Here is a 24,685-nt window from a genome sequence, read left to right as displayed (position 1 = left end):
AAAATAGATACAAAATGAATCAATTATCAGATCGTTTGAACAGCTTGTCGCCGTCGGCGACGCTTGCCATGTCGCAGAAGAGCAACGAGCTTAAGGCACAAGGCGTTGATGTTATTAACTTAAGTGTAGGAGAACCGGATTTCAATACTCCTGACCACATCAAAGAAGCTGCAAAAAAAGCTGTAGATGATAACTTTTCTCGTTACTCTCCAGTACCGGGTTATCCGGCTTTGCGCAATGCTATTGTTGAGAAACTGAAAAAAGAAAACGGTCTTGAATATACAGCCGCCCAGATTTCTTGTGCAAACGGTGCAAAACAGTCTGTTTGTAACACGATCCTTGTATTGGTAAATCCGGGTGACGAAGTAATCGTTCCGGCTCCTTACTGGGTAAGCTACCCGGAAATGGTGAAAATGGCGGAAGGTACTCCCGTTATCGTTTCGGCAGGTATCGAACAGGATTTCAAGATTACTCCCGCACAGTTGGAAGCTGCTATTACTCCGAAGACTAAGGCGTTGATTCTTTGCTCTCCGTCCAACCCGACAGGTTCTGTATATACAAAAGAAGAACTGGCAGGCTTGTCTGCCGTACTGGCTAAGTATCCGCAGGTAATCGTTATCGCTGACGAAATCTACGAACATATCAATTATATCGGTGCACACCAAAGCATTGCACAGTTCCCGGAAATGAAGGAACGTACAGTGATTGTAAACGGTGTATCAAAGGCTTACGCTATGACCGGATGGAGAATCGGTTTCATCGCCGGACCGGAATGGATTGTAAAGGCTTGCAACAAATTGCAGGGTCAATACACTTCAGGCCCTTGCTCCGTATCTCAGAAGGCTGCTGAGGCTGCGTATGTAGGTACACAAGAGCCAGTAAAGGAAATGCAGAAAGCATTCGAACGTCGTCGCGACCTGATTGTGAAACTAGCAAAGGAAGTTCCGGGATTTGAAGTAAACGTTCCGCAAGGTGCTTTCTACCTGTTCCCGAAATGCGATACTTTCTTCGGAAAGAGCAACGGTGACCGTAAGATTGCAGACTCGGACGACCTGGCAATGTACCTGCTTGAAGAAGCTCATGTAGCTTGTGTAGGCGGTGCTTCTTTCGGTGCTCCTGAATGTATCCGTATGAGTTATGCTACAAGCGATGAGAATATCGTGGAAGCTATCCGTCGTATCAAGGAAGCATTGGGCAAATTGAAATAAGCGATTCTTATATAGAATAAAAAAAGCAGTGGGCGGTTTCTTTGGAAATCGCCCATTGCTTTTTTTGTTGGGAAGAGATAATAAAAAAGGCTGCCTTCCGTAGAAAGCAGCCTATAATTTTTTTTGTAGATTGTATTATTCAGCCGGGTGAATAGCTTCAGACGGACAAACGTCTGCGCAAGTTCCACAGTCAGTACATACATCCGGGTTGATAGAATAGATATCACCTTCAGAGATAGCTTCTACCGGACACTCGTCGATACAAGTTCCGCAAGCAATACAATCGTCATTAATTACGTAAGCCATTTTTATAAGATTTAAATTATTAGTACTAATTTCTTTCGCAAAAATAAGGCTTTTATTGATTGGTTGTTATGCTTCTATGATTAAATTGACTTAATTTGTACGTCTTCTAAATAAGCAACCACCTTATTATCTGCTATATTTTTCGTATTTTTGCACTCAAATTACTAATATATAGCGATTATGCCTTTAAATTTACCCGATAAACTACCTGCGATAGAGCTATTGAAGGAAGAGAATATTTTCGTTATCGACACTTCCCGCGCTACGCAGCAGGACATTCGTCCGCTACGAATTGTGATTCTGAACCTGATGCCGTTGAAGATTACGACGGAAACAGACTTGGTGCGCTTACTTTCAAATACTCCGCTTCAGGTGGAGATTTCTTTTATGAAGATTAAGAGCCACACGTCTAAGAATACGCCGATAGAACATATGAAAACGTTCTATACGGATTTCGACCAGATGCGTCACGAGAAGTACGACGGTATGATTATCACCGGAGCCCCTGTGGAACAGATGGACTTCGAGGAGGTGACTTATTGGGATGAGATTACGGAAATCTTTGACTGGGCACGTACGCACGTAACTTCTACCTTATATATATGCTGGGCAGCGCAGGCCGGATTATATCATCATTACGGAATACCCAAATATCCGCTGGAACAGAAAATGTTCGGTATCTTCGAACATCAGGTATTGGAGCCTTACCACTCTATTTTCCGCGGGTTTGATGATTGTTTCTATGTGCCGCATAGCCGTCATACGGAAATACGCCGGGAAGATATACTGAAAGTTCCGGAGTTGACGTTGCTCTCCGAGTCGAAAGATGCGGGAGTATACATGGCGATGGCACGCGGCGGACGTGAGTTCTTCGTGACCGGACACTCGGAATATTCCCCGTTGACACTGGACACGGAGTATCGTCGCGACCTGGATAAAGGTTTGCCGATAGAAGTCCCCCGTAATTACTACGTGGATGATGACCCTGATAAAGGCCCGTTGGTACGTTGGCGTGCTCATGCCAACCTGTTGTTCTCCAACTGGCTGAACTACTTCGTTTATCAGGAAACTCCTTACAATATTAATGATATTAAATGATAAAGCAGCGTAAAATAGAACTTCTCGCTCCGGCGAAAAACCTGGAGTGTGGTATTGAAGCTATCAATCATGGTGCGGATGCCGTATATATCGGCGCCCCGAAGTTCGGTGCCCGTGCGGCGGCTGTGAATTCTTTGGAAGATATCGAAGCATTGGTACAGCATGCCCATTTGTATAATGCACGTATCTACGTCACTGTCAATACCATTCTGAAAGAAGAGGAACTGAAAGAGACGGAAGAGATGATTCATGCCCTGTACCGGATTGGTGTGGATGCGCTGATTGTGCAGGATATGGGGATTACTAAGCTGAATCTTCCGCCGATACCGCTTCATGCCAGTACGCAGATGGACAACCGTACGTCCGAGAAGGTGAAATTCCTTTGGGAGACAGGCTTTCGCCAGGTTGTGCTGGCGCGGGAATTATCGTTGCGTGAGATAAAGAAGATACATGATACTTGCCCCGAAGTGCCTTTGGAAGTGTTTGTACATGGGGCGCTTTGTGTTAGTTATAGCGGACAGTGCTACGTCAGTCAGGCTTGTTTCGGACGTAGCGCGAACCGGGGAGAATGTGCGCAGTTCTGTCGTTTGCCTTTTAGCCTGGTCGATTCGGACGGGAAAGTAATTGTTAAGGATAAACATTTGCTTTCTCTGAAAGATATGAATCAGAGTGATGAATTGGAGCAATTACTGGATGCCGGAGCTTCTTCGTTCAAGATAGAAGGACGGTTGAAAGATGTGTCTTATGTGAAGAATGTGACGGCTACTTATCGTCAGAAGCTGGATGCTATCTTTGCCCGTCGGCAGGAATATGTAAGAGCATCTTCGGGAACTTGCCGTTATGAGTTCAAGCCGCAGTTGGACAAGAGTTTCAGCCGTGGATTTACTCATTATTTCCTGCATGGACGTGATAAAGAGATTTTCTCTTTCGATACTCCCAAGTCATTGGGAGAGGAAATGGGAACGATGAAGGAAGCCCGTGGCAATTATCTGACAGTTGCCGGACTGAAATCCTTTAATAATGGAGACGGCGTTTGCTATATCGACGAACAGGGACGTTTGCAGGGATTCCGTATCAACCGGGTGGATAGTAATAAACTGTATCCACAGGAGATGCCCCGTATCAAACCCCGTACGACACTGTATCGTAATTTCGACCAGGAGTTTGAACGTGTACTTTCACGGAAGTCGGCCGAAAGAAAGATAGCTGTAAATATATTGCTTGCTGATAATGAGTTCGGCTTTTCACTGAGGTTGACCGATGAAGATGATAACAGCGTCACGTTGAGTCTTTCACGCGAAAAGGAATTGGCACGTACGCCGCAGACAGAGAACCTGAAAACGCAGCTTGCAAAATTAGGAAATACGCCTTTCGAAGCGAAAGCGATAGAAGTCTCATTTGCGGAAAACTGGTTTCTGCCTGCTTCGGTATTAGCTGATTTTCGCCGGCAGGCAATAGATAAGTTAATGGCTGCCCGACGGATAAACTATCGTCAGGAACTGGCGGTATGGAAACAGACGAATCATGCTTTCCCACAAACGGCATTGACCTATTTGGGAAATGTGATGAACAGCCGTGCGGCTTCTTTCTATGAAGAGCATGGGGTGCAGCGTGTTGCTATGGCTTACGAGAAAGAAGCGGTAGAAGATGCGGTATTGATGTTCTGCAAACATTGTTTGCGTTATAGCATGGGATGGTGTCCCATTCATCAGCGGGTGCGCTCACCTTATAAAGAACCTTATTATTTGGTATCGAATGATGGAAAGCGTTTCCGTTTGGAATTTGATTGCAAGAATTGTCAAATGAAAGTAAGCGCGGCAGTATGATTTTGCTTCATCACAAAATAGGTGGCAGTTGCAGGAAGGTGGTATACTTGATATTGAGTGTACTTTTATTATCTTCCTGTTTTTACAAGGCGCCTGCTTTGGATGAAGAAGGATTGTCCGAGAAAACAAAGGATTCATTGACCTATCTCTATGAGCGGCATTACACATGGAATACGAATCTGGAAGTAGTTGATGATTCTATTTCTTTGGAGTGTCTTCCGATAAAGGACACCTTTATCCGGCTGAATAAGGGAGACAGGGTAGTGGTTGCCGAGTTTGCGGTTCATTCTGCCGATAGTGTGGATAGCGTTTGGGTGAAACTGGCGCATACACAGGACGAGCAGGGGTGGATACGTGAGATGGAGTTGAAAAAGTCATTCGTGCCGACTGACAGTATTTCGCAGGCCATTCACCTTTTCAGTGATACTCATGCTTCCTATTTTGTGGTTATCTTTGCCTTGTTCGTTGGAGTTTATTTGCTTCGTGCTTTCCGCCGGAAGCAGTTGCAGATGGTGTACTTCAATGATATTGACAGTATTTATCCCTTATTCCTATGCTTGTTGATGGCTTTCAGTGCAACGGTTTATGAGTCGATGCAGGTCTTTATGCCGGAAACGTGGGAGCATTTCTATTTCAATCCTACCTTATCACCGTTTAAAGTGCCTTTTATTCTTTCAGTCTTTCTGCTAAGTATATGGTTGTTTCTGATTGTGGCATTGGCGGTGCTTGAGGATTTATTCCGTCAGCTGGCTCCGGCGGCGGCCATCTTTTATTTATTGGGGCTGTTGTCATGCTGTATCTTCTGTTATTTCTTCTTCATTTTAATGACGCATATTTATATCGGTTATTTATTTCTAGCACTTTTTATTTGGGTTTTTGTGGGCAAAGTGCGTAAGAATATCGGTTATAAGTATCGTTGCGGGCATTGTGGGGAGAAGTTGAAAGAGAAAGGTATATGTCCGCATTGCGGGGCAATCAATGAATAATTTTATTATCCGTTTTATTTCTGAATAACTTTTTAAATGATGAAAATCAGGTCTGCCGAATTAAAAGATCTTCCTTTAGTAATGGAGATTTATGACTATGCCCGTGCTTTTATGCGCGCGACAGGGAATACTACCCAATGGATTGACGGTTATCCGTCCGAAGCGTTTATTCGTCAGGAGATAGAAGACGGTCATAGCTTCGTCTGCGTAGATGGGCAGGGTGAAATATTGGGAACCTTTTGTTTTATATTGGGCGATGATCCTACTTATCAGCATATTTATGAAGGAGCCTGGCTCAATGATGAACCTTATGGAGTGGTGCATCGACTGGCAACGAACGGTACACGAAAAGGAGTAGCGGAAACCTGCCTGAACTGGTGCTTTGAACGCTGGGCGAATATTCGGGTGGATACGCACCGGGATAATAAAGTGATGCAGCATATCCTGGAGAAGTATGGATTCCAGCGCTGTGGTATCATCTACGTAAAGAATGGTACGGAACGCATTGCTTATCAGAAGATACAAACTATGATGGTACAGGAATGAATGAGATTTTGTTTCCTCCTACTGATTTGTATAAGTACTATCAACTTTTGATTTGTAAGTTTCACCGATTTCACCTTATAATTGAAATCCTTGTGAATAAGAAGGTTACGGGTGAAAGCGTAGGGCGAAATAAGGTGAATCCCCTTGTTATTGCTTTCATCTATTGAAATTATTTATATCGGTTGTTGGGCATATAGCTCCAATGTGTCCGGTATATAGCTCCAACGTATTGGCCATATATGCCCGATGTGTTGAATCTATATATGCTGTAACTCAACTATTAATACATTGTCATCAGATAGTTAATACTTGACGGCCAGGCTATTAATACTTGGCAGTTCATCTATTAATACCTGTCAGTGAATTTGCTATAAGCATATTCCGATTAGCTATAAGCATATCCGGATTAGCTATAATGATATTTGTTTTAGCTCAAGGGATATTTTGAAAAATAAGGTGAAACCGATATTGAACGATTTCACCTTTGTTTATACCTTGCTTTCACCTGCTATCACTTTATTCATCGGGGTTTCAAGAATCAGGTGAAATCGATGAACCTCACTTACATCTATGATGTTCGTGGAGTGCTGGGGGATTTTAGAACCGGCAGCGAAGGTCTATCCCAAATTGTACCGGACGTCCTTTCTGCATGAATCCTTTATTCATTGTTTCGAAATAGAAAGCGGCATAATCCTTATTCAGGAAGTTGCGTGCCCAAAAACTAATCATGGCATCTCCGATTTCGAGATTCGTTCTCCAGTTCAGTGTGCCGTAGAAAGATTGGCTTACGTCATTCTGTTCCGTCCAGTAGATGCGTCCGGCAGCATTATAATTTGCTTGGAATACTACACGGTCGAAAATGGAGTGCGGGCTACAAGTGATGGCATATTCTCCACCGATGTTCAGGGTATGTTTGGGAACGAAGGGGACATATTTGCCGTTATAGTTATCTTTTACAGTGAGGTTTCCCTCTTTATCCTTTTCATATTCAACGTAGTCTGTAAAGGTGGCATAAGTATATCCGTAGCTTACGTTCAGGCTTAGTGCGTTGGTCAGGCTGGCACGGAGAGAGGCTTCCGCACCGTAACTACGGCTTTTTCCGGCATTGAGAGTCGTACGTCCTAAACCGCTTGCAGCGAACTGAGAGATTTGTTGGTCATGCATATCCATGTAGAAAGCGGAAAGGTCTGCCCAAAGTTTTCCTTCCCAAAGAGTGAGGTGACTTCCTACTTCGTAGTTCCATGAATATTCGGGTTTATAGCGAGTAGCTTCTTTTACTTCAGGTACTTCATCTTTTTTTGCATACTGTTCAATCATAGCAGCAAACTTAGAGAACTCTTCGCTTTCTTTTATGGCATCTATCATCGAATTCTTTAAATCTCCACTGATTAGGTCAGAGAACATTTGTACGTTATAACCGCCGGAACGATAACCTTTTGATACGGTTGCATATACATTATTTCCCTTCTTCCATTCGTATTGCAGAGCGAACTTAGGTAATAGCTGAATGTAATCATCTGATATTTTTCCATCATAACCGGCATTGGCAATTAGATTTTTAGCTTCTATTGACATAGGTGGCATCGGCGATGTTGGTGGTGTCTTCAGACTGAAGTTAAAATCAGTAGGGTCGCTAATAGAATTATACTTCAAACTCATTTTTTCGTAATCCAAACGTAAGCCGATAGTCAGTGATAATCCTTTTACAAAAAGGTCATTCAATGTTGATTGATGAAAAATTGCTGTATTCCAAATGGGAGTATCAAAGCTGCCGCCTACTAATATAGTAGGATTGTTGACTGTCAAGTGCAAAGTTGGTGCTACTGGGGACGATATACCATCAAAAATACTGTTTACATTTCCCTCAATAACATTTTTAACTCCATCTTCCCAAAATGTCACAGGCCCTTTGGTATTCAATGTTTGGTATAAACCGAAAACACCTGTTGCCCATTGCCATCTTTTTTGGGCTTTTGATTTGAACACAATTTCTTCGGAAATGGTATTTGATTTTTGCTTTTGTTCCAGTGTATAGATTGCCTTTTCTGTAAAATCCTGGTCTAGGAACATACGGTCATTTAGATTTTGATAACCAGTGACAGCACTAAGAATGAAATTCCGTGCCTGGTATTCCAAATTGACTCCGGCATTCGTTAATCCACGGCGATAGCTGCTACGTTCGTTATATGAAATCTTTCCGATGTAGTCAGCACGATCTTCAGTAAGCTCTTTCCCTTTTTCTTTAGCTTTATCTATACCGTTTTGAGTAATCCCGGTATAATAATAAGGATAACCACCCTGATCGCTATATTCATAACTAAGAGCCATATCTATTTTCAGATTGGATGTCGGCAGATAGATACCCCGGAAACGTCCGCCGCCGGCATTGCTTTTGTCTACTTTCTCATTATTCCGTGCCGAATTTTCAAAGAAACCGCCCGTATGTTCATAAAAACCTCCGGTAGAGAAAGCGAAGCGGTCGGATATTTGATGATAATGCGTCAGTGATACATTATAATTATTGTAGGTCGCTGCCCCCATTCGTATATCGGTTCCCTGATAAGTGAAAGGAGATTTGGTGTGTACCTTGATAAGTCCCCCCATCGTATTACGACCGTAAAGTGTCCCTTGAGGACCACGAAGTACGTCGATACGTTCGATGTCACAATAATTGAAATCGAATGCAGATTTATCAATATAAGGGATATTGTCTACATAAAGTCCGACGGACGGAGTGTTGATACGTGAACCAATTCCACGAATATAAATGGAAGTAGTCAGTTTCGAACCATAGTCCGGGATGAATAAGTTGGGAACAATACCCGTCAGGTTTTTTACAGAGTTGACCTGGTTGGCACGCATATTCTCCTGTGATAATACAGTGGCGGCTACGGGTAAATCACGCAGTTTACGGTTTTCTTTCGGAGTGGCGATTACTACCACCTCTTCTATGTCCACTACTTTCAGTGAGTCTTTCGGAAAATCTTCGGCCCATGCAGTTCCTGTCGCTAGGAGAGTGAGGGCAAACATCATATTCTTTGTCTTCATTCGCGGTTAATTTGTCTGGTGCAAAGAAACGGCAAATTTAGTTAACTGGCAATCCTCATTTATTAGGATTATGCATGATAGATAAATAATGCATAAAATAAATATTCAAAGATTTTGCCGGGAGTTTGCTTTACTTGCCTGATAATGTTATATCTTTGTCAGACAACATGACTCTATAAAACAGATTATTATGAAGAATCAACTATTCGTTTGGGTTATCACATTTCTCTGTCTTTCATTGAATTCTTGTAGCGATGAAAAGGATGACTCGTCTAAAAAGCAATTAATTACCAATGCAGGAGTGACGGAAGCTAACCAAATGGTCAGGCCGGGGGATATCGTTCATATTTATGGTGACGGTTTTCAGGAAGGCGACCAGGTTGATTTTGAATTTCGTTGGGATACTGGAGATGCGATGTTTCCCGAAGGTCTTCTTTCCTTTGTTAGTGCAGAGATTGTAGAGAGACATTCGAATGGAATGAGTATCCGAATGCCCTACCGCAAGCCGGAGTCCCGTGTTGAGATATTCTTGAACAGGGCAAACGACAGGATGTCATTAGGGAAAGTGCAACTTGCAGACGGACAGACCCCGAAGGATTTCAGACTGTATGGGATAAATAATACCAGTAATACAATAGAAACGGCATGGGCGGATTCTAAAGAGAACGTTGCGGGTGGTAAAACTTGGGATATCACTGCACGACCGGATTTTCATTCGGTTCTCAATATGGTTTATACTTATGGACTGTGTGGATTGTCGAACGTAAACGGCGTGCCGCAACCGTTCTTCCTTGATTTCTGCACCGGAGAGTGGAAATCTTTAAATTACAACAATTATAGTACACTGGCATTAGCCATCAGAGGGAATATTATTGCGGCTCTTCAAATGAGAAACAACACCAACAGATATTCATTGCACTATATCTCTACGGATTTGGAGCAAAGTAACTATGCTACCAAGACACGGAGTAACATGTCGCCAATAATCAATGGATTTGAACTACCCGATGGATTCAATGCCGGACAGTTCGGTGATTATCCGGGCGTATTTATGCAAGACGACAGGACGATTTTATTGTCAGCAAAGACAGGGGAAAGGAAATGGGCGCCTGTGGTTTATACCCCACAAGGTTTCTTTGCGCTCAAAGAAATGGAAGCAGATGCCCTTATCCCGTTTTATTTCAATGTAAGACCTGATGGAGATTTGGCATCGACTTATAAAAAGATGACAGGTTATGTGATTTCTTCCTCGTCCGATAAGGGTGGAAGTCGCTTCTGTCTTTTGAGTAACGATGTTGATAATACGTTATGGGAGCAGAATCTGTTAACTGAATTACCCGATAAGGTGGTTGCAGTTGCTCACAGACCCGACCGTTATGGGACACTCACCGTGCTTACAGAAAAAGACGGAAAATATGCCGTTTCCGACTATGATTGGAACAGCAAGGAGTGGAAATCTAACGATGAACTTCTCGATGTGCCATATGGTTCAATTGTATGGGCTAATTGAAATCAATAACTTAAATCCGGTCTGCTTCTATATATCCGTTCATAACAGCATAAATAGTCAGGCCGGATACCGATTTGATACCTAATTTCTCCGTGATATTCTTCCTGTGAGTGATGACGGTAGTCAGGCTGATATTCAGTTTGTCTGCTATCTCTTTATTGATTAATCCTTTAGTGATAAGTACAAGCACTTCAATCTCACGGGCGGATAAAATCTCCTGATGAGGCTCTATCGGTGTCATGGGCGGCATATCTTTCACCGGATAGCCGTTATGGTGGGCGTGTTGGTGGAGCTTCAATATACTTTTCACCAGTTCTTCTTCAGATTCATGAATATTGAGTACAGGGACACCACACAGTTGGAATTGCGGGCTGTCACTTGCCAGTACAATTGTTTTTCGTTTTCGGGGATGGAAGAAAGCATTGTGCTCTACATAAATTTGTGCGGAAATAAAATAATGGGCGTACATATCCGGTGTATCATCCATTAGTTCACTGAAATGATGGAAGATACGTATAGTTGCCATAGGAATCATTTCCTCTAAAATGCTTTTCAGTCCAAGACAAGTGAGGGTATTTGATTCTACAATTGCTATTTCGGGTTTGTAATTCATTCTTTTCTATTGTTAAGATTATTGATTCAGATAGTTAGCGGCCGCTTCCGCACATCGTTCGCCATCTACTCCGGCAGAAACAATACCACCGGCATAGCCTGCCCCCTCCCCGCAGGGGAATAGTCCACGAACCGATATGTGTTGCAATGTCTCCTTGTCGCGTACGATACGGACAGGAGAAGAAGTACGTGTTTCTACTCCAATCATCACCGCTTCGTTAGTCAGGAAGCCATGACTGCTGCGTCCGAACTGTTGGAAACCAAGAGATAATCTCTTGCTGATAAACTCCGGCATCCAAAAGTGAAGCGGAGAAGAAATCAATCCCGGAGCATACGAAGATTCGGGCAAGTCATAACTTAATTTCTTACGGGTGAAATCCAGCATACGTTGTGCCGGAGCTGTTTGCCGTCTGCCACCTTGCAGCCAGCACTGACGTTCCAAGTCTTCCTGAAAGTGGAGGACAGGGAGAAGTTGGGAATTAAGAGTTGAAAGTTGGGAGATGCTCAATGAAGGATTAATAGCAAGCAACTGTTCATTCTGCTGCGCAGCCAATTCTTCATTCTTCATTTGAAATTCTTCATTACCCAAATCTTCCGGTTGTATCTCTACTACCATTCCCGAGTTGCTCCAGCGTGAACCACGGTTGGAAGGAGACATACCGTTTACTACTACCTGTTCCGGTCCGCTGGCAGCAGGAACGATGAATCCGCCGGGACACATACAGAAACTGTATACCCCTCTGCCTTCCGCCTGGGTAACGAAACTATATTCGGCAGCAGGCAAGTACTTCCCTCTGCCGTTCTTATTATGATATTGTAGTTGGTCAATCAGCATTGCCGGATGCTCCAGGCGTACGCCGACTGCAATACCTTTCGCTTCGATAGTGACATCATTTGCAGCCAGCCAACGATATACATCCCTTGCCGAATGTCCCGTAGCCAGGATAACAGGACCGAGAAATGTCTTTCCTGTATTCGTTTCGATTCCTTTTATTTCGTTGCTCTCGATGATTAGCGCATCCATCCGAGTCTCGAAATGTACTTCACCACCACATTCGATAATTTTATTTCGCATATTCTCTATGACACGCGGCAGTTTATCGGTTCCGATATGCGGATGCGCATCTGCCAATATCGCTGCGGATGCCCCATGTTGGCAAAACACATTCAGTATCTTATCTACATTTCCCCTTTTCTTGCTGCGGGTATAGAGCTTTCCATCCGAGTAAGCACCTGCCCCCCCTTCGCCAAAGCTGTAATTTGATTCCGGGTTTATCGTATGTTCCCTACTGATTTGCGCTAAATCCTTTTTACGTTCGCGTACATCTTTTCCCCGTTCCACGATAACCGGACGTAAGCCGAGTTCGATAAGACGCAAGGCGGCAAACAATCCGCCGGGGCCTGCACCGACTACAATAACCTGTGGCTTTCCTTCCACATTATTATATATAGTATGTTCGTATTCATCCTCTTTCGGCATCTCATTGACGTAAACCTGCACCTTTAGATTGACAAATATAGTCCGTTGGCGTGCGTCAATGCTCCGTTTTAAAATTCGGACAGCAGTGATATTGCGAAGGTTGATTCCTTTTTCGTCGGAAAGATACTCTTTCAAACGCTGTTCGTTTGCGGCAATCTCGGGAAGTATGCGTAGTTGATATTCTTGTGTCATTACTATTATAATCTGTTAGATTCCTAGCTTTTTTGTTTATCCGAATAAGGCTCTGAACGCCTCTTCTACCTTTCTTACAGGTACTAATTCTATCTTTAACTTTTTCGTATCGATACCCTGCAAATTATATTTCGGCAGCAGAAAGCGTTTGAAGCCTAATTTTTCAGCTTCTCCGATACGTTGCTCTATCCTGTTCACGGGGCGAATTTCTCCCGACAGTCCGATTTCTCCCGCCATGCAGACTTCCGGTTCGATGGCTGCATCCATATTTGAAGAAAGAATAGCGCTGATGACAGGCAAGTCGATAGCCGGGTCATTCACTTTCAGTCCCCCGGCAATATTCAGGAATACATCTTTTTGTGCAAGCTTGAAGCCTACGCGCTTTTCGAGAACGGCGAGAAGCATATTCATTCTTCTCAAATCGAAACCGGTTGCCGACCGCTGCGGATTTCCATAAACGGCAGAACTCACTAAAGCCTGTGTCTCAATCAGGAACGGACGTATCCCTTCAATGGCAGAAGCAATGGCTACTCCGCTCATTCCTTCATGGTCCTGGCTTAACAAAAGCTCCGAAGGATTACTCACCTGACGCAACCCGTCCTGTCTCATTTCATAGATACCTAATTCTGCCGTACTGCCGAAACGATTCTTGATGCTGCGCAGAATGCGGTACATATAATGCTGGTCGCCTTCAAACTGAAGAACGGTATCAACGATATGTTCCAAAACCTTGGGACCTGCGATGCTTCCTTCCTTATTAATATGTCCGATAAGAAATACCGGCGTATGCGTCTCCTTCGCAAACCGGAGAATAGAAGCGGAACACTCCCTGACCTGCGCGATACTTCCGGGAGACGATTCGATATTCTCTGTGGAAATGGTCTGTATAGAATCGATGATAACCAAATCGGGATTTGTATTCTTGATATGCACATAAATCTGTTCGAGCGAAGTCTCGCAGACAATCAGGCAATCACTGGAGGCACCGGAAAGACGGTCGGCACGAAGTTTCAGTTGCCGTGCACTCTCTTCGCCGGATACATAGAGAATCTTTTTCTCAGGCATATGCAGTACAGTCTGCATGACAAGCGTTGATTTACCGATTCCCGGTTCGCCGCCTATCAGGACGAGAGAACCCGGCACGAGTCCGCCGCCCAGCACACGATTCAGTTCATCATCGTGCATATTGATGCGTGGTTCGTCATCCGCTTCTATTTCGCTGAGGACAACGGGTTTGGGCTTCTGCGTCTCAATGCCCGACACCGGTCGGCGGTTGGTTGGTTCTTTCCGTACGATTTCCTCTACATACGTATTCCACTCTCCACACGACGGACATTTGCCAACCCATTTCGGTGAGTCTTGTCCGCAATTACTGCATACATATACGGTTTTCTCTTTTGCCATCGAAATTCCTTCCTTTATTGTAGGGTACAAAAATAGGGATAATTTATTAGAAATAAGTTATCCCTGCCTAATAGAATAGGTGTATCCTATAATGTTATCTCGCCCGCTATCGACCGGTTCATCCGGTCGCGTACCTCATCCGGCGTATATCCGTGCCCCAACAGGAACATTAATTTGGTAACTGCCGACTCGGTCGTACTGTCATAACCGGAGACAACACCTGCCTGCAATAACTGGTATCCCGTTTCGTAACGCTCCATTTCCACCATCCCAGCGCTGCATTGTGTCACATTGACAATCACAATTCCACGTTCACTGGCCTGGCAAAGTCGGCGGATAAACCATTCTTTGCGGGGAGCATTCCCCGAGCCATACGTTTCGAGTATAACACCTTTCAGCCCTTTTATATCTAAAATAGTAGCTATTACATTCTCCTGAATCCCCGGAAACAGCTTCAATACCACTACATTCGTATCCAATAAATAATGCGGCTTCAATTCCCGTTCCTCTCCGTTCACATGAATCTGTACATTATTATATTTAATATGAATCCCCGCTTCCGCCAGTACCGGATAATTGAACGACCGGAACGCATTGAAATTCTCCGCATTGATTTTCGTCGTCCGGTTGCCCCGCATCAAATGATTCTCAAAGAAGATGCAGACTTCAGGAACAAGCGCCTTTCCCTCTTTATTCTGCGCGATAGCAATCTCGATGCTCGTCATCAGATTTTCTTTCCCGTCGGTGCGGAGTACTCCGATGGGAAGTTGGGAACCCGTCAGGATAACAGGTTTGTCCAGTCCTTCCAGCATAAAGCTAAGTGCGGAAGCAGTATAAGCCATCGTATCCGTGCCGTGCAGAATGACAAAGCCCTGATAACGGTCATAATTCTCATGAATGATGTGAACCAGTTTCCGCCACATATCCGGTTCCATGTCCGAAGAATCCATCGGCGGGTCGAACTGATACGTATCAATCGGGAAGTTGAATTTCTGTAATTCGGGGACGTGCTTTTGGAGTTGTTCAAAATTGAAGCTCTCCAATGCGCCTGTCACGGTGTTCTCAATCATTCCAATTGTTCCACCGGTGTATATTAACAATACGGAAGTATTTAGCGGGTTCATAAGCTGATTTGTACGTTCGTTTTCGCAAATATAATAATATAAATGAAATATTAATAGCAAAATGTCATAAAAGTTAAGGGAAATTACAAGGCGGAAAGAAGCCGAAATATTCTTTTTATCAGAAAAAAACCGGAAAAAGTGATAGATTGAACGTTTTTATTATTACTTTTGCGACACTTATCAAAAACAAGAGTAGAAACAGGACTATGATGAAGTACTATCCACATACAGTCACATCGATGTGTACCATGACCCTTAGGGGTTAATGGATAGTTTTGTGTATCTACGTGATTCACGCCTGTGTAAGTAGGCAAAATTCAAATTCAATTTTATTCGTAAACAACCAATCGTTCTGTAATAAACTATACACAGGACATTGCATTTAAATAAGTATCTTCATGAAAGTAATGAAATTCGGCGGAACGTCCGTAGGTTCCGTGAACAGCATTTTAAGCGTAAAGAGAATTGTAGAGTCGGCCGGCGAGCCGGTAATTGTAGTTGTTTCCGCATTGGGAGGCATCACTGACAAATTGATAAACACATCGAAGATGGCGGCAGTGGGAGATTCGGCCTATGAAGGCGAGTTCCGCGAAATCGTTTATCGTCACGTGGAGATGATTAAGGAAGTGTTTCCTACCGGAGAAAAGCAGACATCGTTGCAACGTCAGATTGGCGAACTACTGAACGAGTTGAAAGACATATTCCAGGGAATCTACCTGATTAAAGACCTTTCCCCGAAGACATCGGATACTATCGTCAGCTATGGAGAACGCCTTTCATCCATTATCGTTGCCGAACTGATTGAAGGGGCAAAATGGTTCGATTCGCGCACTTTTATCAAGACAGAAAAGAAGCATAATAAACATACACTGGATGTTGAGCTGACTCATAAGTTGGTGAAGGACGCTTTCAGTTCCGTTCCGAAAGTGGCGTTAGTGCCCGGATTCATCTCTTCTGATAAAATCTCAGGCGATGTGACCAACCTCGGTCGTGGTGGCTCGGACTATACAGCATCCATTATTGCTGCGGCGCTCGATGCCAACAGCTTGGAAATATGGACGGACGTGGACGGCTTTATGACAGCTGACCCGCGTGTCATCTCAACAGCCTATACGATTGCCGAACTGACTTACGTAGAAGCAACCGAACTTTGTAATTTCGGTGCGAAAGTAGTCTATCCGCCGACTATTTATCCGGTATGCCACAAGAATATACCTATTATAATAAAGAATACATTCAATCCGGACGGAGTAGGAACTATCATCAAACAGGAAGTTTCCAATCCGCACTGCAAAGCCATTAAAGGTATTTCTTCCATCAACGATACGAGCCTGATTACTGTTCAGGGACTCGGTATGGTAGGTGTGATTGGTGTCAACTACCGCATCTTCAAGGCGTTGGCAAAGAACGGAATCAGTGTATTCCTCGTATCCCAGGCTTCATCAGAAAACAGTACTTCCATCGGTGTGCGTAATGCCGATGCCGACTTGGCTTGCGAAGTGCTGAACGAAGAATTTGCCAAAGAAATCGAGATGGGAGAGATTTCTCCGATTCTCGCGGAAAGAAATCTGGCTACGGTTGCTATCGTTGGCGAGAATATGAAACACACGCCGGGTATCGCAGGTAAACTCTTCGGTACGCTGGGACGTAACGGTATTAACGTTATCGCCTGTGCACAGGGTGCTTCGGAAACCAACATCTCTTTTGTAGTCGATTCCAAATCCTTGCGCAAATCACTGAACGTCATCCATGACTCCTTCTTCCTGTCCGAATATCAGGTATTGAATCTCTTTATCTGCGGTATCGGTACGGTAGGCGGTAGCCTGGTGGAACAGATTCGTTGCCAGCAGCAGAAGTTAATGATGGAAAACGGGCTGAAACTTCATGTGGTAGGTATCATTGATGCAGCCAAGGCTATGTTCAGCCGTAAAGGTTTTGACCTCGCTAACTTCCGTGAAGAACTGCAAGAAAAAGGTGAAGACAGCAGCTTGCAATCTATCCGCGATGAAATAGTCGGAATGAATATCTTCAACTCTGTATTTGTAGACTGTACGGCAAGCCCCGACATTGCATCGCTTTACAAGGATTTGTTAGAGCATAATATCTCCGTAGTAGCTGCCAACAAGATTGCCGCTTCTTCGGCTTACGAGAACTACCGCGACTTGAAAACGATTGCCCGTCAACGTGGCGTGAAGTATCTGTTTGAAACAAACGTAGGTGCGGGACTTCCGATTATCAATACAATCAACGACCTGATACATAGTGGTGACAAGATATTGAAGATTGAAGCTGTACTCTCGGGTACATTGAACTATATCTTTAATAAGATTAGCGCTGATATTCCTTTCAGCCGCACCATCAAGATGGCGCAGGAAGAACGTTACTCCGAACCCGACCCGCGTATCGACCTTAGTGGTAAAGACGTAATTCGCAAACTGGTTATCCTGGCACGTGAAGCCGGATACCGCATCGAACAGGAAGACGTGGAAAAGAACCTCTTTGTTCCGAACGACTTCTTCGAAGGTTCTTTGGATGACTTCTGGAAACGTGTACCGAGCCTGGACGCTGACTTTGAAGCCCGTCGCCAAGTATTGGAAAAAGAGAATAAGCACTGGCGCTTCGTCGCTAAGCTGGAGAATGGAAAAGCCTCTGTCGGCCTGCAGGAAGTAGGAGCCAACCATCCGTTCTACGGTCTGGAAGGCAGCAACAACATCATCCTGCTGACTACGGAACGTTATAAGGAATATCCGATGATGATTCAGGGATACGGTGCCGGTGCGGGTGTGACTGCTGCCGGAGTCTTTGCCGATATAATGAGCATCGCAAACGTTTAATAAATTAAAAGTTGAGAATTAAAAATTGAGAAATACCATTCGGAAACGAACCTTAGGCTTTCTTTCATTTTTTAATTCTCAATTCTCAATTTTCAATTTATGAAGTATATTATCATATTGGGAGACGGAATGGCCGACTGGCCAGTGAAGTCATTAGGGGACAAGACGCTCCTGCAATATGCAAAGACGCCTTACATGGATAAGTTAGCCCGCATGGGACGTGTCGGACGGTTGAGCACCGTAGCCGAAGGTTTCCATCCGGGTAGTGAGGTCGCCAATATGTCCGTTTTGGGATATAATCTTCCGAAGGTGTACGAAGGCCGCGGGCCGCTGGAAGCAGCCAGTATCGGCGTAGACCTGCAACCGGGAGAGATGGCGATGCGTTGCAATCTGATTTGCGTAGAAGGGGAGATTCTGAAAAATCACTCTTCGGGACATATCTCGACAGAAGAAGCAGACGTATTGATTCAATACCTGCAAGAGAAACTGGGAAATGACCGCGTGCGTTTCCACACGGGAGTTCAGTACCGCCATCTGTTAGTTATCAAAGGGGGAAACAAAGAATTGGATTGTACCCCGCCGCACGATGTGCCTTTGAAACCTTTCCGTCCATTGATGGTGAAACCATTAGTGCCGGAAGCTCAGGAAACGGCTGACTTGATTAATGACCTGATTCTGAAATCACAGAAACTGCTGAAAGACCATCCGCTGAACCTGAAACGTATCGCCGAAGGCAAAGACCCTGCTAACAGCATATGGCCTTGGAGTCCCGGTTACCGTCCGCAGATGCCTACCTTCTCCGAAACCTTTCCGCAAGTGAAGAAAGGAGCGGTAATCTCGGCTGTCGACCTGATAAACGGAATTGGCTACTATGCAGGCTTGCGCCGCATCGCAGTAGAAGGAGCTACCGGACTTTACAATACGAATTATGAAAATAAAGTAGCTGCTGCCCTGGAAGCTCTGAAGACGGACGACTTTGTCTATCTGCATATCGAAGCCAGCGATGAGGCGGGACACGAAGGAGACATCGACCTGAAACTCCTGACAATCGAGAATCTCGACAAGCGTGCCGTAGGCCCTATCTATGAAGCAGTGAAAAACTGGGACGAACCGGTTGCGATAGCCGTATTGCCCGACCATCCCACTCCATGCGAACTTCGCACGCATACTGCCGACCCTATCCCGTTCCTTATTTGGTATCCGGGTATCGAACCGGACGAAGTGCAGACGTATGATGAAGTATCGGCTTGTAGCGGTAGTTACGGTCTGCTGAAAGAAGACGAGTTTATAAAAGAATTCATGAAATAACGCATCCGAATTATGATTTATTATAGTACCAATAAACAAGCACCTGACGCTTCCCTGCAAGAAGCGGTGGTGAAAGGTCTTGCTTCCGACAAAGGGCTGTTTATGCCTATGTCCATCAAGCCGCTTCCACAAGATTTTTACGATACGATTGACAGCTTATCTTTTCAGGAAATAGCTTATCGTGTAGCCGATGCTTTTTTCGGTGAAGATGTTCCAGCAGATATACTGAAACAGATTGTATATGATACGTTGAGTTTCGATGTACCTTTGGTAAAGGTATCGGAGAATATCTATTCACTCGAACTTTTCCACGGCCCTACATTGGCTTTCAAAGACGTAGGCGGTCGTTTTATGGCACGTCTGCTCGGTTACTTCATAAAGAAAGAAGGGCAGAAGAATGTGAATGTGCTGGTTGCTACTTCCGGTGATACGGGAAGTGCGGTGGCTAACGGATTCTTAGGAGTGGAAGGTATTCATGTATATGTATTGTATCCGAAAGGAAAAGTCAGCGAAATACAGGAAAAGCAATTCACCACACTAGGACAGAATATTACCGCCCTCGAAGTAGACGGAACATTCGATGATTGTCAGGCATTAGTGAAATCGGCTTTTATGGATAAGGAACTGAATGAACACCTGTCCCTGACTTCCGCCAACTCTATCAATGTTGCCCGTTTCCTGCCGCAAGCATTTTATTATTTCTATGCTTATGCCCAGTTGAAGCGTGCCGGAAAAGCTGACAATGCAGTAATCTGTGTTCCTAGCGGAAACTTCGGAAACATCACTGCCGGTCTGTTCGGTAAGAAAATGGGATTACCCGTGAAGCGTTTCATTGCGGCTAATAACCGCAACGATATATTCTACCAATATCTGCAAACAGGCGAATACAACCCACGTCCATCTATCGCAACCATCGCTAACGCCATGGACGTAGGCGACCCGAGCAACTTTGCCCGTGTACTCGATTTGTATAAAGGTTCTCATGCCGCTATCTCCGCCGAGATTTCGGGAACTACCTATACCGACGAGCAAATCCGGGAAACCGTGAAAGAGACTTGGAAAGAACATCATTATCTGCTCGACCCTCACGGTGCATGTGGCTATCGTGCATTGGTGGAAGGTTTACAACCGGGCGAAACGGGTGTATTCCTCGAAACAGCCCATCCTGCCAAGTTCCTCGAAACAGTAGAAAGTATCATTGGTGAAACGGTAGAAATACCTGCCAAATTACAGGAATTTATGAAAGGTGAGAAGAAGAGTCTTCAAATGACAAAAGAGTTTGCGGACTTCAAGAAGTACTTGCTGACGCTTTAATTCTCTTCTTCCTAGGAATGAATTTGTGCCACCCTGTTGGCACGGTTGTGCCATCGAAGTGTCACGGCCGTGCCAACACGGTGGCACAGTTGTGACAATAAGGTGGCATAAACCGGGTAATTGCAATATAGTTTATATAGAAGCTAGGAATACTAAATACTCTCCCGTACAATGAACAGTAAACTCATTAGATGTTGCTTCATTAAGCGTACCCTGCCACCAATTGGTAAAGTCACTAAGCGGGTAAACCAACCCTTCTCCCTGTAATCCTTTCGCTCCGAAATTGATAATGGAAATCTGCTGTCCGGGATGAGACTCGAAAGTCTGCGTACCGTTTGCAGGCATAAATACGCCATAATCAGTGACAGTCCGCACTTCCATACCCTCTCTCATATAATCCATGAGCAGGCTGATATTTCCCAAAGTATGGTCTTCCCGTTTGCCGGTAGCTCCTACGATAGCAATCTTTCGGAATCCTTTCTTTTGCAGAAAGTGAACGGCTTTGGTTTGGTCGTTCGTTTCCTGGTCGGATATCTGATGTACAATAGGGGAGAAAAGTTCTTTATATTCGGGGGAAAGGGAGTCGCCGTCGCCGATAATCACGTCCGGTGTATGTCCGCGAGAAATATACTCATTGGCTGCACCGTCACAACAGGCTACGAATTTAGTTTCTTCCAACAGTTGCAGGGGGAGGGGATGAGTAGGGTATTCACCGTTTGCCAGTATTACGGCTTCGGGAGTATAGTGTTCGCTTATCATTGTTGTATGCTCATTAATTTTTTCCATTTAAAGTAGCCAAAGATAGCTATAATGGAGTAAAGTCCGTATAAAGCGGAGGTAAAATAAAGGTCTTTATAAATATAAAGTCCGCAACAAACGATGTCTACAAGAATCCAGGCAAACCATTGCTCTATGTATTTGCGTGCCAGCATCCACATGCCGACGATACTCAATGCCGTGGTAAAACTATCCAGCCAAGGCACATTGCTATCCGTATATTCAATCAATATCCAGGCAATGCCGAAAAATGCAATGACAAATACCAGGAAAAGCGGAAGGTAGCATTTCCACGGTGTATGCACGATAGGGAGTGCTTTCGGTTTATCACTCCCCGTATGGTCACCAATAGACTGATTTCGTTTTCCTTTCCGTTGCCCCCACATCCAAAAGAACCAGCCGTAAATGGCAGCTATCAGATAGTAGATATTGATACCGAAATCTGCATATAATCCTGCTTCGTAATAGACGAAGATATAGATAGCAGGCATGATAATGCCCGCTATCCAAAGATAGATACTTGCCCGGTATTCCAACCACAGGTAGACTAAACCGACAATTGTACCGAATATTTCAAGGAAATTCATTTCCATCATTCAAATCTGTTTAGAAACGGAACGTGATATGTGCCAGTATATTGGTGCCTGCCATCGGATAGAAGCGTGGGTCGTGCTTTATCACATATGGCTTTGTCTTGTCTCCGTTTTCGTAAAGGGCAACGCTTTGCGAGTATCCGTTTGTTTCATATTTCGTGTTGAATAGGTTATAAACGGTAGCTCCTATTGTGATTCCCTTTGTGTAGCGGGTTTGGAAAGAATACGATGCGCTAAGATGATTAACAAAATAGGCGTCGAGTGAATTATCCTTTGTTCCGAAGTTGTCGAGATACTGGCGGCTGACATACTGTGACTGGAAAGAAATTTCTAACCCGTTGCTGCCGAGAGTAATCAAACTGTTTCCAATAAAAGAAGGGGAGAAAGCGATAGGCGTGTTGCCTCCTTCAATCGCTGTCTGTGTATATAAATTGTCAACGGCTCCTCCGTTCACCAAACTTTCGTCATACACATAACCTACATAGTTCTTGATGCGGTTTTTGCTCCATGTCCCGTTGATATCCCAACGCAGCCAGTCATTGAACTTAGCGCCCAATGCCAGTTCGATTCCCATGCGGTAGCTGTCTTTTACGTTTTCTGCCATCGCTTCGCCTATATCATTCGTTTTTCCGTTCAATACTAATTGGTCGGTATAATCCATATAATATAGATTGACACCTGCGGTAAACCATTCGTTGCGGTAAGTATATCCTAATTCATAGTCCAATAACTTTTCTGCTTTGGGATGTTCATCAAACATACCGTCCGTATAGTTGTTGCGGGTAGGCTCTTTCTGTGCTACAGAAAAAGAGGCATAGGCACTATGATTCGGATTGATTTGCCAGAAAAGCCCTGCTTTCGGATTGAAGAAGCTGAAGTTCTCTTTCACGTCTAATCGCTGTAGGTGTTTGGGAGTAGCAGTGAAATCCCATTTATCGTTATCTCCGTCAATCGTGTAGTGAATATGACGATATTGCAAGTCGGCGTAAGCACTTAATCCGCCAGTTAACTGATAATTGGCTTTCAAATAGACGTTACCATCTGTTTTTCCACCGTTGTTGCGATAATATTCATGGTCAGGGGCAAGCTGTTCGGTGTAGTTTTTCACCCACAGTACTTTTCCATAATGGTCGTTACTGTATCGGTTCAAAGCACCGCCGAAAGAAGCGTTTAGTTTTTCGTTCTGATAATTCAATGAGAAAATACCACCGCCGAAGTCGCTATCCACTAATTTTTGACGAACAAGGTTCGTCTTTGTTTGCGCTTCGCTATTGTTAGGAAGATAGAAAGGTTTCAAACCATATTCTTCCAGGCTGCATCCGTTCTTATACTCCTGATAATAACCGAAGCCATTGGTATAATGGAAAGCAATATTCAAATTCCATGCCGGAGAGAAAATATGATTGAACAGGAGTTGATAATGTGTTTGGCGGTAATTATCCATTTGGTCATCATAGAAGCCGATAGGATTTCCTTTTCCTTTGTTATCGTCAAGAATCACTCCGTTCGGATTGTATGTCCGGTCATTTTCCAATTGTTCTTTACTGATACCATCCCAGGCATGATAGGTCTTTTCCTTTCCGCCGAAGGTGATAAACTTAATCGTTGTGTTTTCGCCGAAATAACCGCCTTGTACGAAATACGATTTTAAGTCCGATGAGGCACGGTCACGATAGCCGTCACTCTGAATATTAGAAAGACGTGCGTCGAACGCCCAGTATTTATTAATCAGTCCTGTTCCTACCTTTACTGTTTCCTTATGCGTATTGAATGAACCGTAAGAGCCGGATACTTCCGCGTAAGGTTTCGAAGAAATGCTCTGTGTGCGCATATTGATACTGGCACCGAATGCTCCCGAACCATTGGTGGACGTTCCGGCACCCCGTTGAATCTGCATATCTTCCAGTGAAGAAGCAAAGTCGGGAGTATTTACCCAAAATATAGCGTGGCTCTCGGAATCGTTCATTGGAATACCGTTGGCAGTGACATTGATGCGGGTAGCATCTGTACCACGTACACGGATGGCGGTATATCCTACGCCTGTTCCCGCATCCGAGGTAGTCAGTACGGATGGAGTGGTAGATAAAAGGAACGGAATATCCTGTCCGAAGTTCTGTTTACTAATCTGTTCTTTTTTAACGTTGGTGAATGCCACCGGAGTTTTTGCCGTGGCACGGGTGGATACTACCTGCACCTCTTGCAGGTTTACAACTTTCATACTGTCCTTTGCACTCGTCTGTGCATGAACAGTAGCGCCTGCGCCCAATAAGGCGATGGCCATCAATCCAATTTTTTTCATCTTGCTTATTAATTAGTTCTCTACGCCGGCATTACCCGGTTCAGATTCTATGGGTATGTTCTCAGCCCGTCATGTTAAGGCACCCCTACCAGTGAATCAGTTGCAAAAATACGGCTTTTGCAGGAGTAAAGCAAAAAAAACTTTTAGATTTGCTAAAAACAATATAACTTTGTCATTTGTTGAAATAACAAAACAACGATTTATTCATTTTAATACATTT

The 24,685-nt window shown here is 44.2% G+C and carries 18 protein-coding genes and 1 riboswitch; of the genes, 9 read left to right on the top strand and 9 right to left on the bottom strand.

Going from position 1 to position 24,685, the window contains the following annotated elements:
- Positions 1–14 precede the first annotated feature (14 nt).
- Positions 15–1,208, top strand: a complete 1,194-nt coding sequence (locus HC965_RS24125) for a pyridoxal phosphate-dependent aminotransferase (RefSeq protein WP_191033871.1) — start codon at positions 15–17, stop codon at positions 1,206–1,208.
- 135 nt (positions 1,209–1,343) lie between these two features.
- Here HC965_RS24125 and HC965_RS24120 read toward each other — a convergent pair whose 3' ends face one another.
- Positions 1,344–1,514 (bottom strand): DUF362 domain-containing protein, encoded by a 171-nt coding sequence (locus HC965_RS24120; protein ID WP_191033870.1) that lies wholly within the window; start codon positions 1,512–1,514, stop codon positions 1,344–1,346.
- Positions 1,515–1,694: 180 nt separating this feature from the next.
- Here HC965_RS24120 and metA point away from each other — a divergent pair, with 180 nt between their 5' ends.
- Genes metA through HC965_RS24100 form a run of 4 tightly spaced genes read left to right on the top strand, consistent with a single transcriptional unit; the run spans position 1,695 to position 5,970 of the window.
- A complete protein-coding gene (gene metA, locus HC965_RS24115) occupies positions 1,695–2,612 on the top strand; it encodes a homoserine O-succinyltransferase (protein ID WP_191033869.1) in 918 nt (305 codons plus the stop codon).
- On the top strand, positions 2,609–4,438 hold the full coding sequence (locus tag HC965_RS24110) for a U32 family peptidase (protein WP_191033868.1): 1,830 nt from the start codon (positions 2,609–2,611) through the stop codon (positions 4,436–4,438). The genes metA and HC965_RS24110 overlap by 4 nt, the downstream gene beginning before the upstream one ends.
- Complete coding sequence (locus tag HC965_RS24105) at positions 4,435–5,424, top strand: zinc ribbon domain-containing protein (RefSeq protein ID WP_191033867.1); 990 nt, start codon at positions 4,435–4,437, stop codon at positions 5,422–5,424. Before HC965_RS24110 ends, HC965_RS24105 begins: the two co-directional genes overlap by 4 nt.
- 36 nt (positions 5,425–5,460) lie before the next feature.
- A complete protein-coding gene (locus tag HC965_RS24100) occupies positions 5,461–5,970 on the top strand; it encodes a GNAT family N-acetyltransferase (RefSeq protein WP_191033866.1) in 510 nt (169 codons plus the stop codon).
- A gap of 597 nt (positions 5,971–6,567) precedes the next feature.
- On the opposite strand, the gene HC965_RS24095 is transcribed toward HC965_RS24100, so the two are convergent.
- Complete coding sequence (locus HC965_RS24095; protein ID WP_191033865.1) at positions 6,568–9,018, bottom strand: TonB-dependent receptor; 2,451 nt, start codon at positions 9,016–9,018, stop codon at positions 6,568–6,570.
- A gap of 190 nt (positions 9,019–9,208) precedes the next feature.
- Here HC965_RS24095 and HC965_RS24090 point away from each other — a divergent pair, with 190 nt between their 5' ends.
- A complete protein-coding gene (locus HC965_RS24090) occupies positions 9,209–10,528 on the top strand; it encodes a WD40-like domain containing protein (RefSeq protein WP_223855006.1) in 1,320 nt (439 codons plus the stop codon).
- A 10-nt stretch (positions 10,529–10,538) separates the two neighbouring features.
- Here the strand turns inward: HC965_RS24090 and HC965_RS24085 are convergent, their stop codons facing one another.
- The 4 genes from HC965_RS24085 to HC965_RS24070 form a co-directional block, all read right to left on the bottom strand.
- Positions 10,539–11,141 carry a response regulator transcription factor gene (locus HC965_RS24085; RefSeq protein ID WP_191033864.1) on the bottom strand — a complete coding sequence of 201 codons (603 nt, stop codon included), beginning with the start codon at positions 11,139–11,141 and terminating at the stop codon, positions 10,539–10,541.
- An 18-nt stretch (positions 11,142–11,159) separates the two neighbouring features.
- Positions 11,160–12,812 carry an NAD(P)/FAD-dependent oxidoreductase gene (locus HC965_RS24080; protein WP_191033863.1) on the bottom strand — a complete coding sequence of 551 codons (1,653 nt, stop codon included), beginning with the start codon at positions 12,810–12,812 and terminating at the stop codon, positions 11,160–11,162.
- Between the two features lie 36 nt (positions 12,813–12,848).
- The gene (radA, locus tag HC965_RS24075) at positions 12,849–14,216 is read right to left on the bottom strand and encodes a DNA repair protein RadA (RefSeq protein ID WP_191033862.1); all 1,368 of its coding nucleotides are present in this window, start codon (positions 14,214–14,216) and stop codon (positions 12,849–12,851) included.
- Positions 14,217–14,302: 86 nt separating this feature from the next.
- Positions 14,303–15,340, bottom strand: a complete 1,038-nt coding sequence (locus tag HC965_RS24070) for an asparaginase (RefSeq protein ID WP_191033861.1) — start codon at positions 15,338–15,340, stop codon at positions 14,303–14,305.
- Between the two features lie 398 nt (positions 15,341–15,738).
- On the opposite strand from HC965_RS24070, the gene thrA reads away from it, so the two are divergent.
- From thrA to thrC, 3 genes are all read left to right on the top strand, one after another.
- On the top strand, positions 15,739–18,174 hold the full coding sequence (gene thrA / locus HC965_RS24065) for a bifunctional aspartate kinase/homoserine dehydrogenase I (RefSeq protein ID WP_191033860.1): 2,436 nt from the start codon (positions 15,739–15,741) through the stop codon (positions 18,172–18,174).
- 99 nt (positions 18,175–18,273) lie between these two features.
- The gene (locus HC965_RS24060) at positions 18,274–19,482 is read left to right on the top strand and encodes a cofactor-independent phosphoglycerate mutase (protein WP_191033859.1); all 1,209 of its coding nucleotides are present in this window, start codon (positions 18,274–18,276) and stop codon (positions 19,480–19,482) included.
- Positions 19,483–19,494: 12 nt separating this feature from the next.
- The gene (gene thrC, locus HC965_RS24055; RefSeq protein WP_191033858.1) at positions 19,495–20,796 is read left to right on the top strand and encodes a threonine synthase; all 1,302 of its coding nucleotides are present in this window, start codon (positions 19,495–19,497) and stop codon (positions 20,794–20,796) included.
- A gap of 132 nt (positions 20,797–20,928) precedes the next feature.
- Here the strand turns inward: thrC and HC965_RS24050 are convergent, their stop codons facing one another.
- The 3 genes from HC965_RS24050 to HC965_RS24040 are packed head-to-tail and all read right to left on the bottom strand — an operon-like array spanning position 20,929 to position 24,465.
- Positions 20,929–21,555: a thiamine diphosphokinase gene (locus HC965_RS24050; protein WP_191033857.1), complete on the bottom strand. Its 627-nt coding sequence runs from the start codon at positions 21,553–21,555 to the stop codon at positions 20,929–20,931.
- Positions 21,552–22,166, bottom strand: coding sequence for a nicotinamide riboside transporter PnuC (gene pnuC, locus HC965_RS24045; RefSeq protein WP_191033900.1), 615 nt, complete (start codon positions 22,164–22,166; stop codon positions 21,552–21,554). Before pnuC ends, HC965_RS24050 begins: the two co-directional genes overlap by 4 nt.
- A gap of 13 nt (positions 22,167–22,179) precedes the next feature.
- Complete coding sequence (locus tag HC965_RS24040) at positions 22,180–24,465, bottom strand: TonB-dependent receptor (RefSeq protein WP_191033856.1); 2,286 nt, start codon at positions 24,463–24,465, stop codon at positions 22,180–22,182.
- Positions 24,466–24,562, bottom strand: a riboswitch (TPP riboswitch). It abuts the gene before it with no gap.
- Positions 24,563–24,685: the final 123 nt, after the last annotated feature.

This window comes from Bacteroides sp. GM023, assembly GCF_014750685.1.
GTDB lineage: Bacteria > Bacteroidota > Bacteroidia > Bacteroidales > Bacteroidaceae > Bacteroides.
The sequence above is the reverse complement of the archived record's forward strand: the minus strand, read 5'-3'. Positions and strand labels throughout refer to the sequence as shown.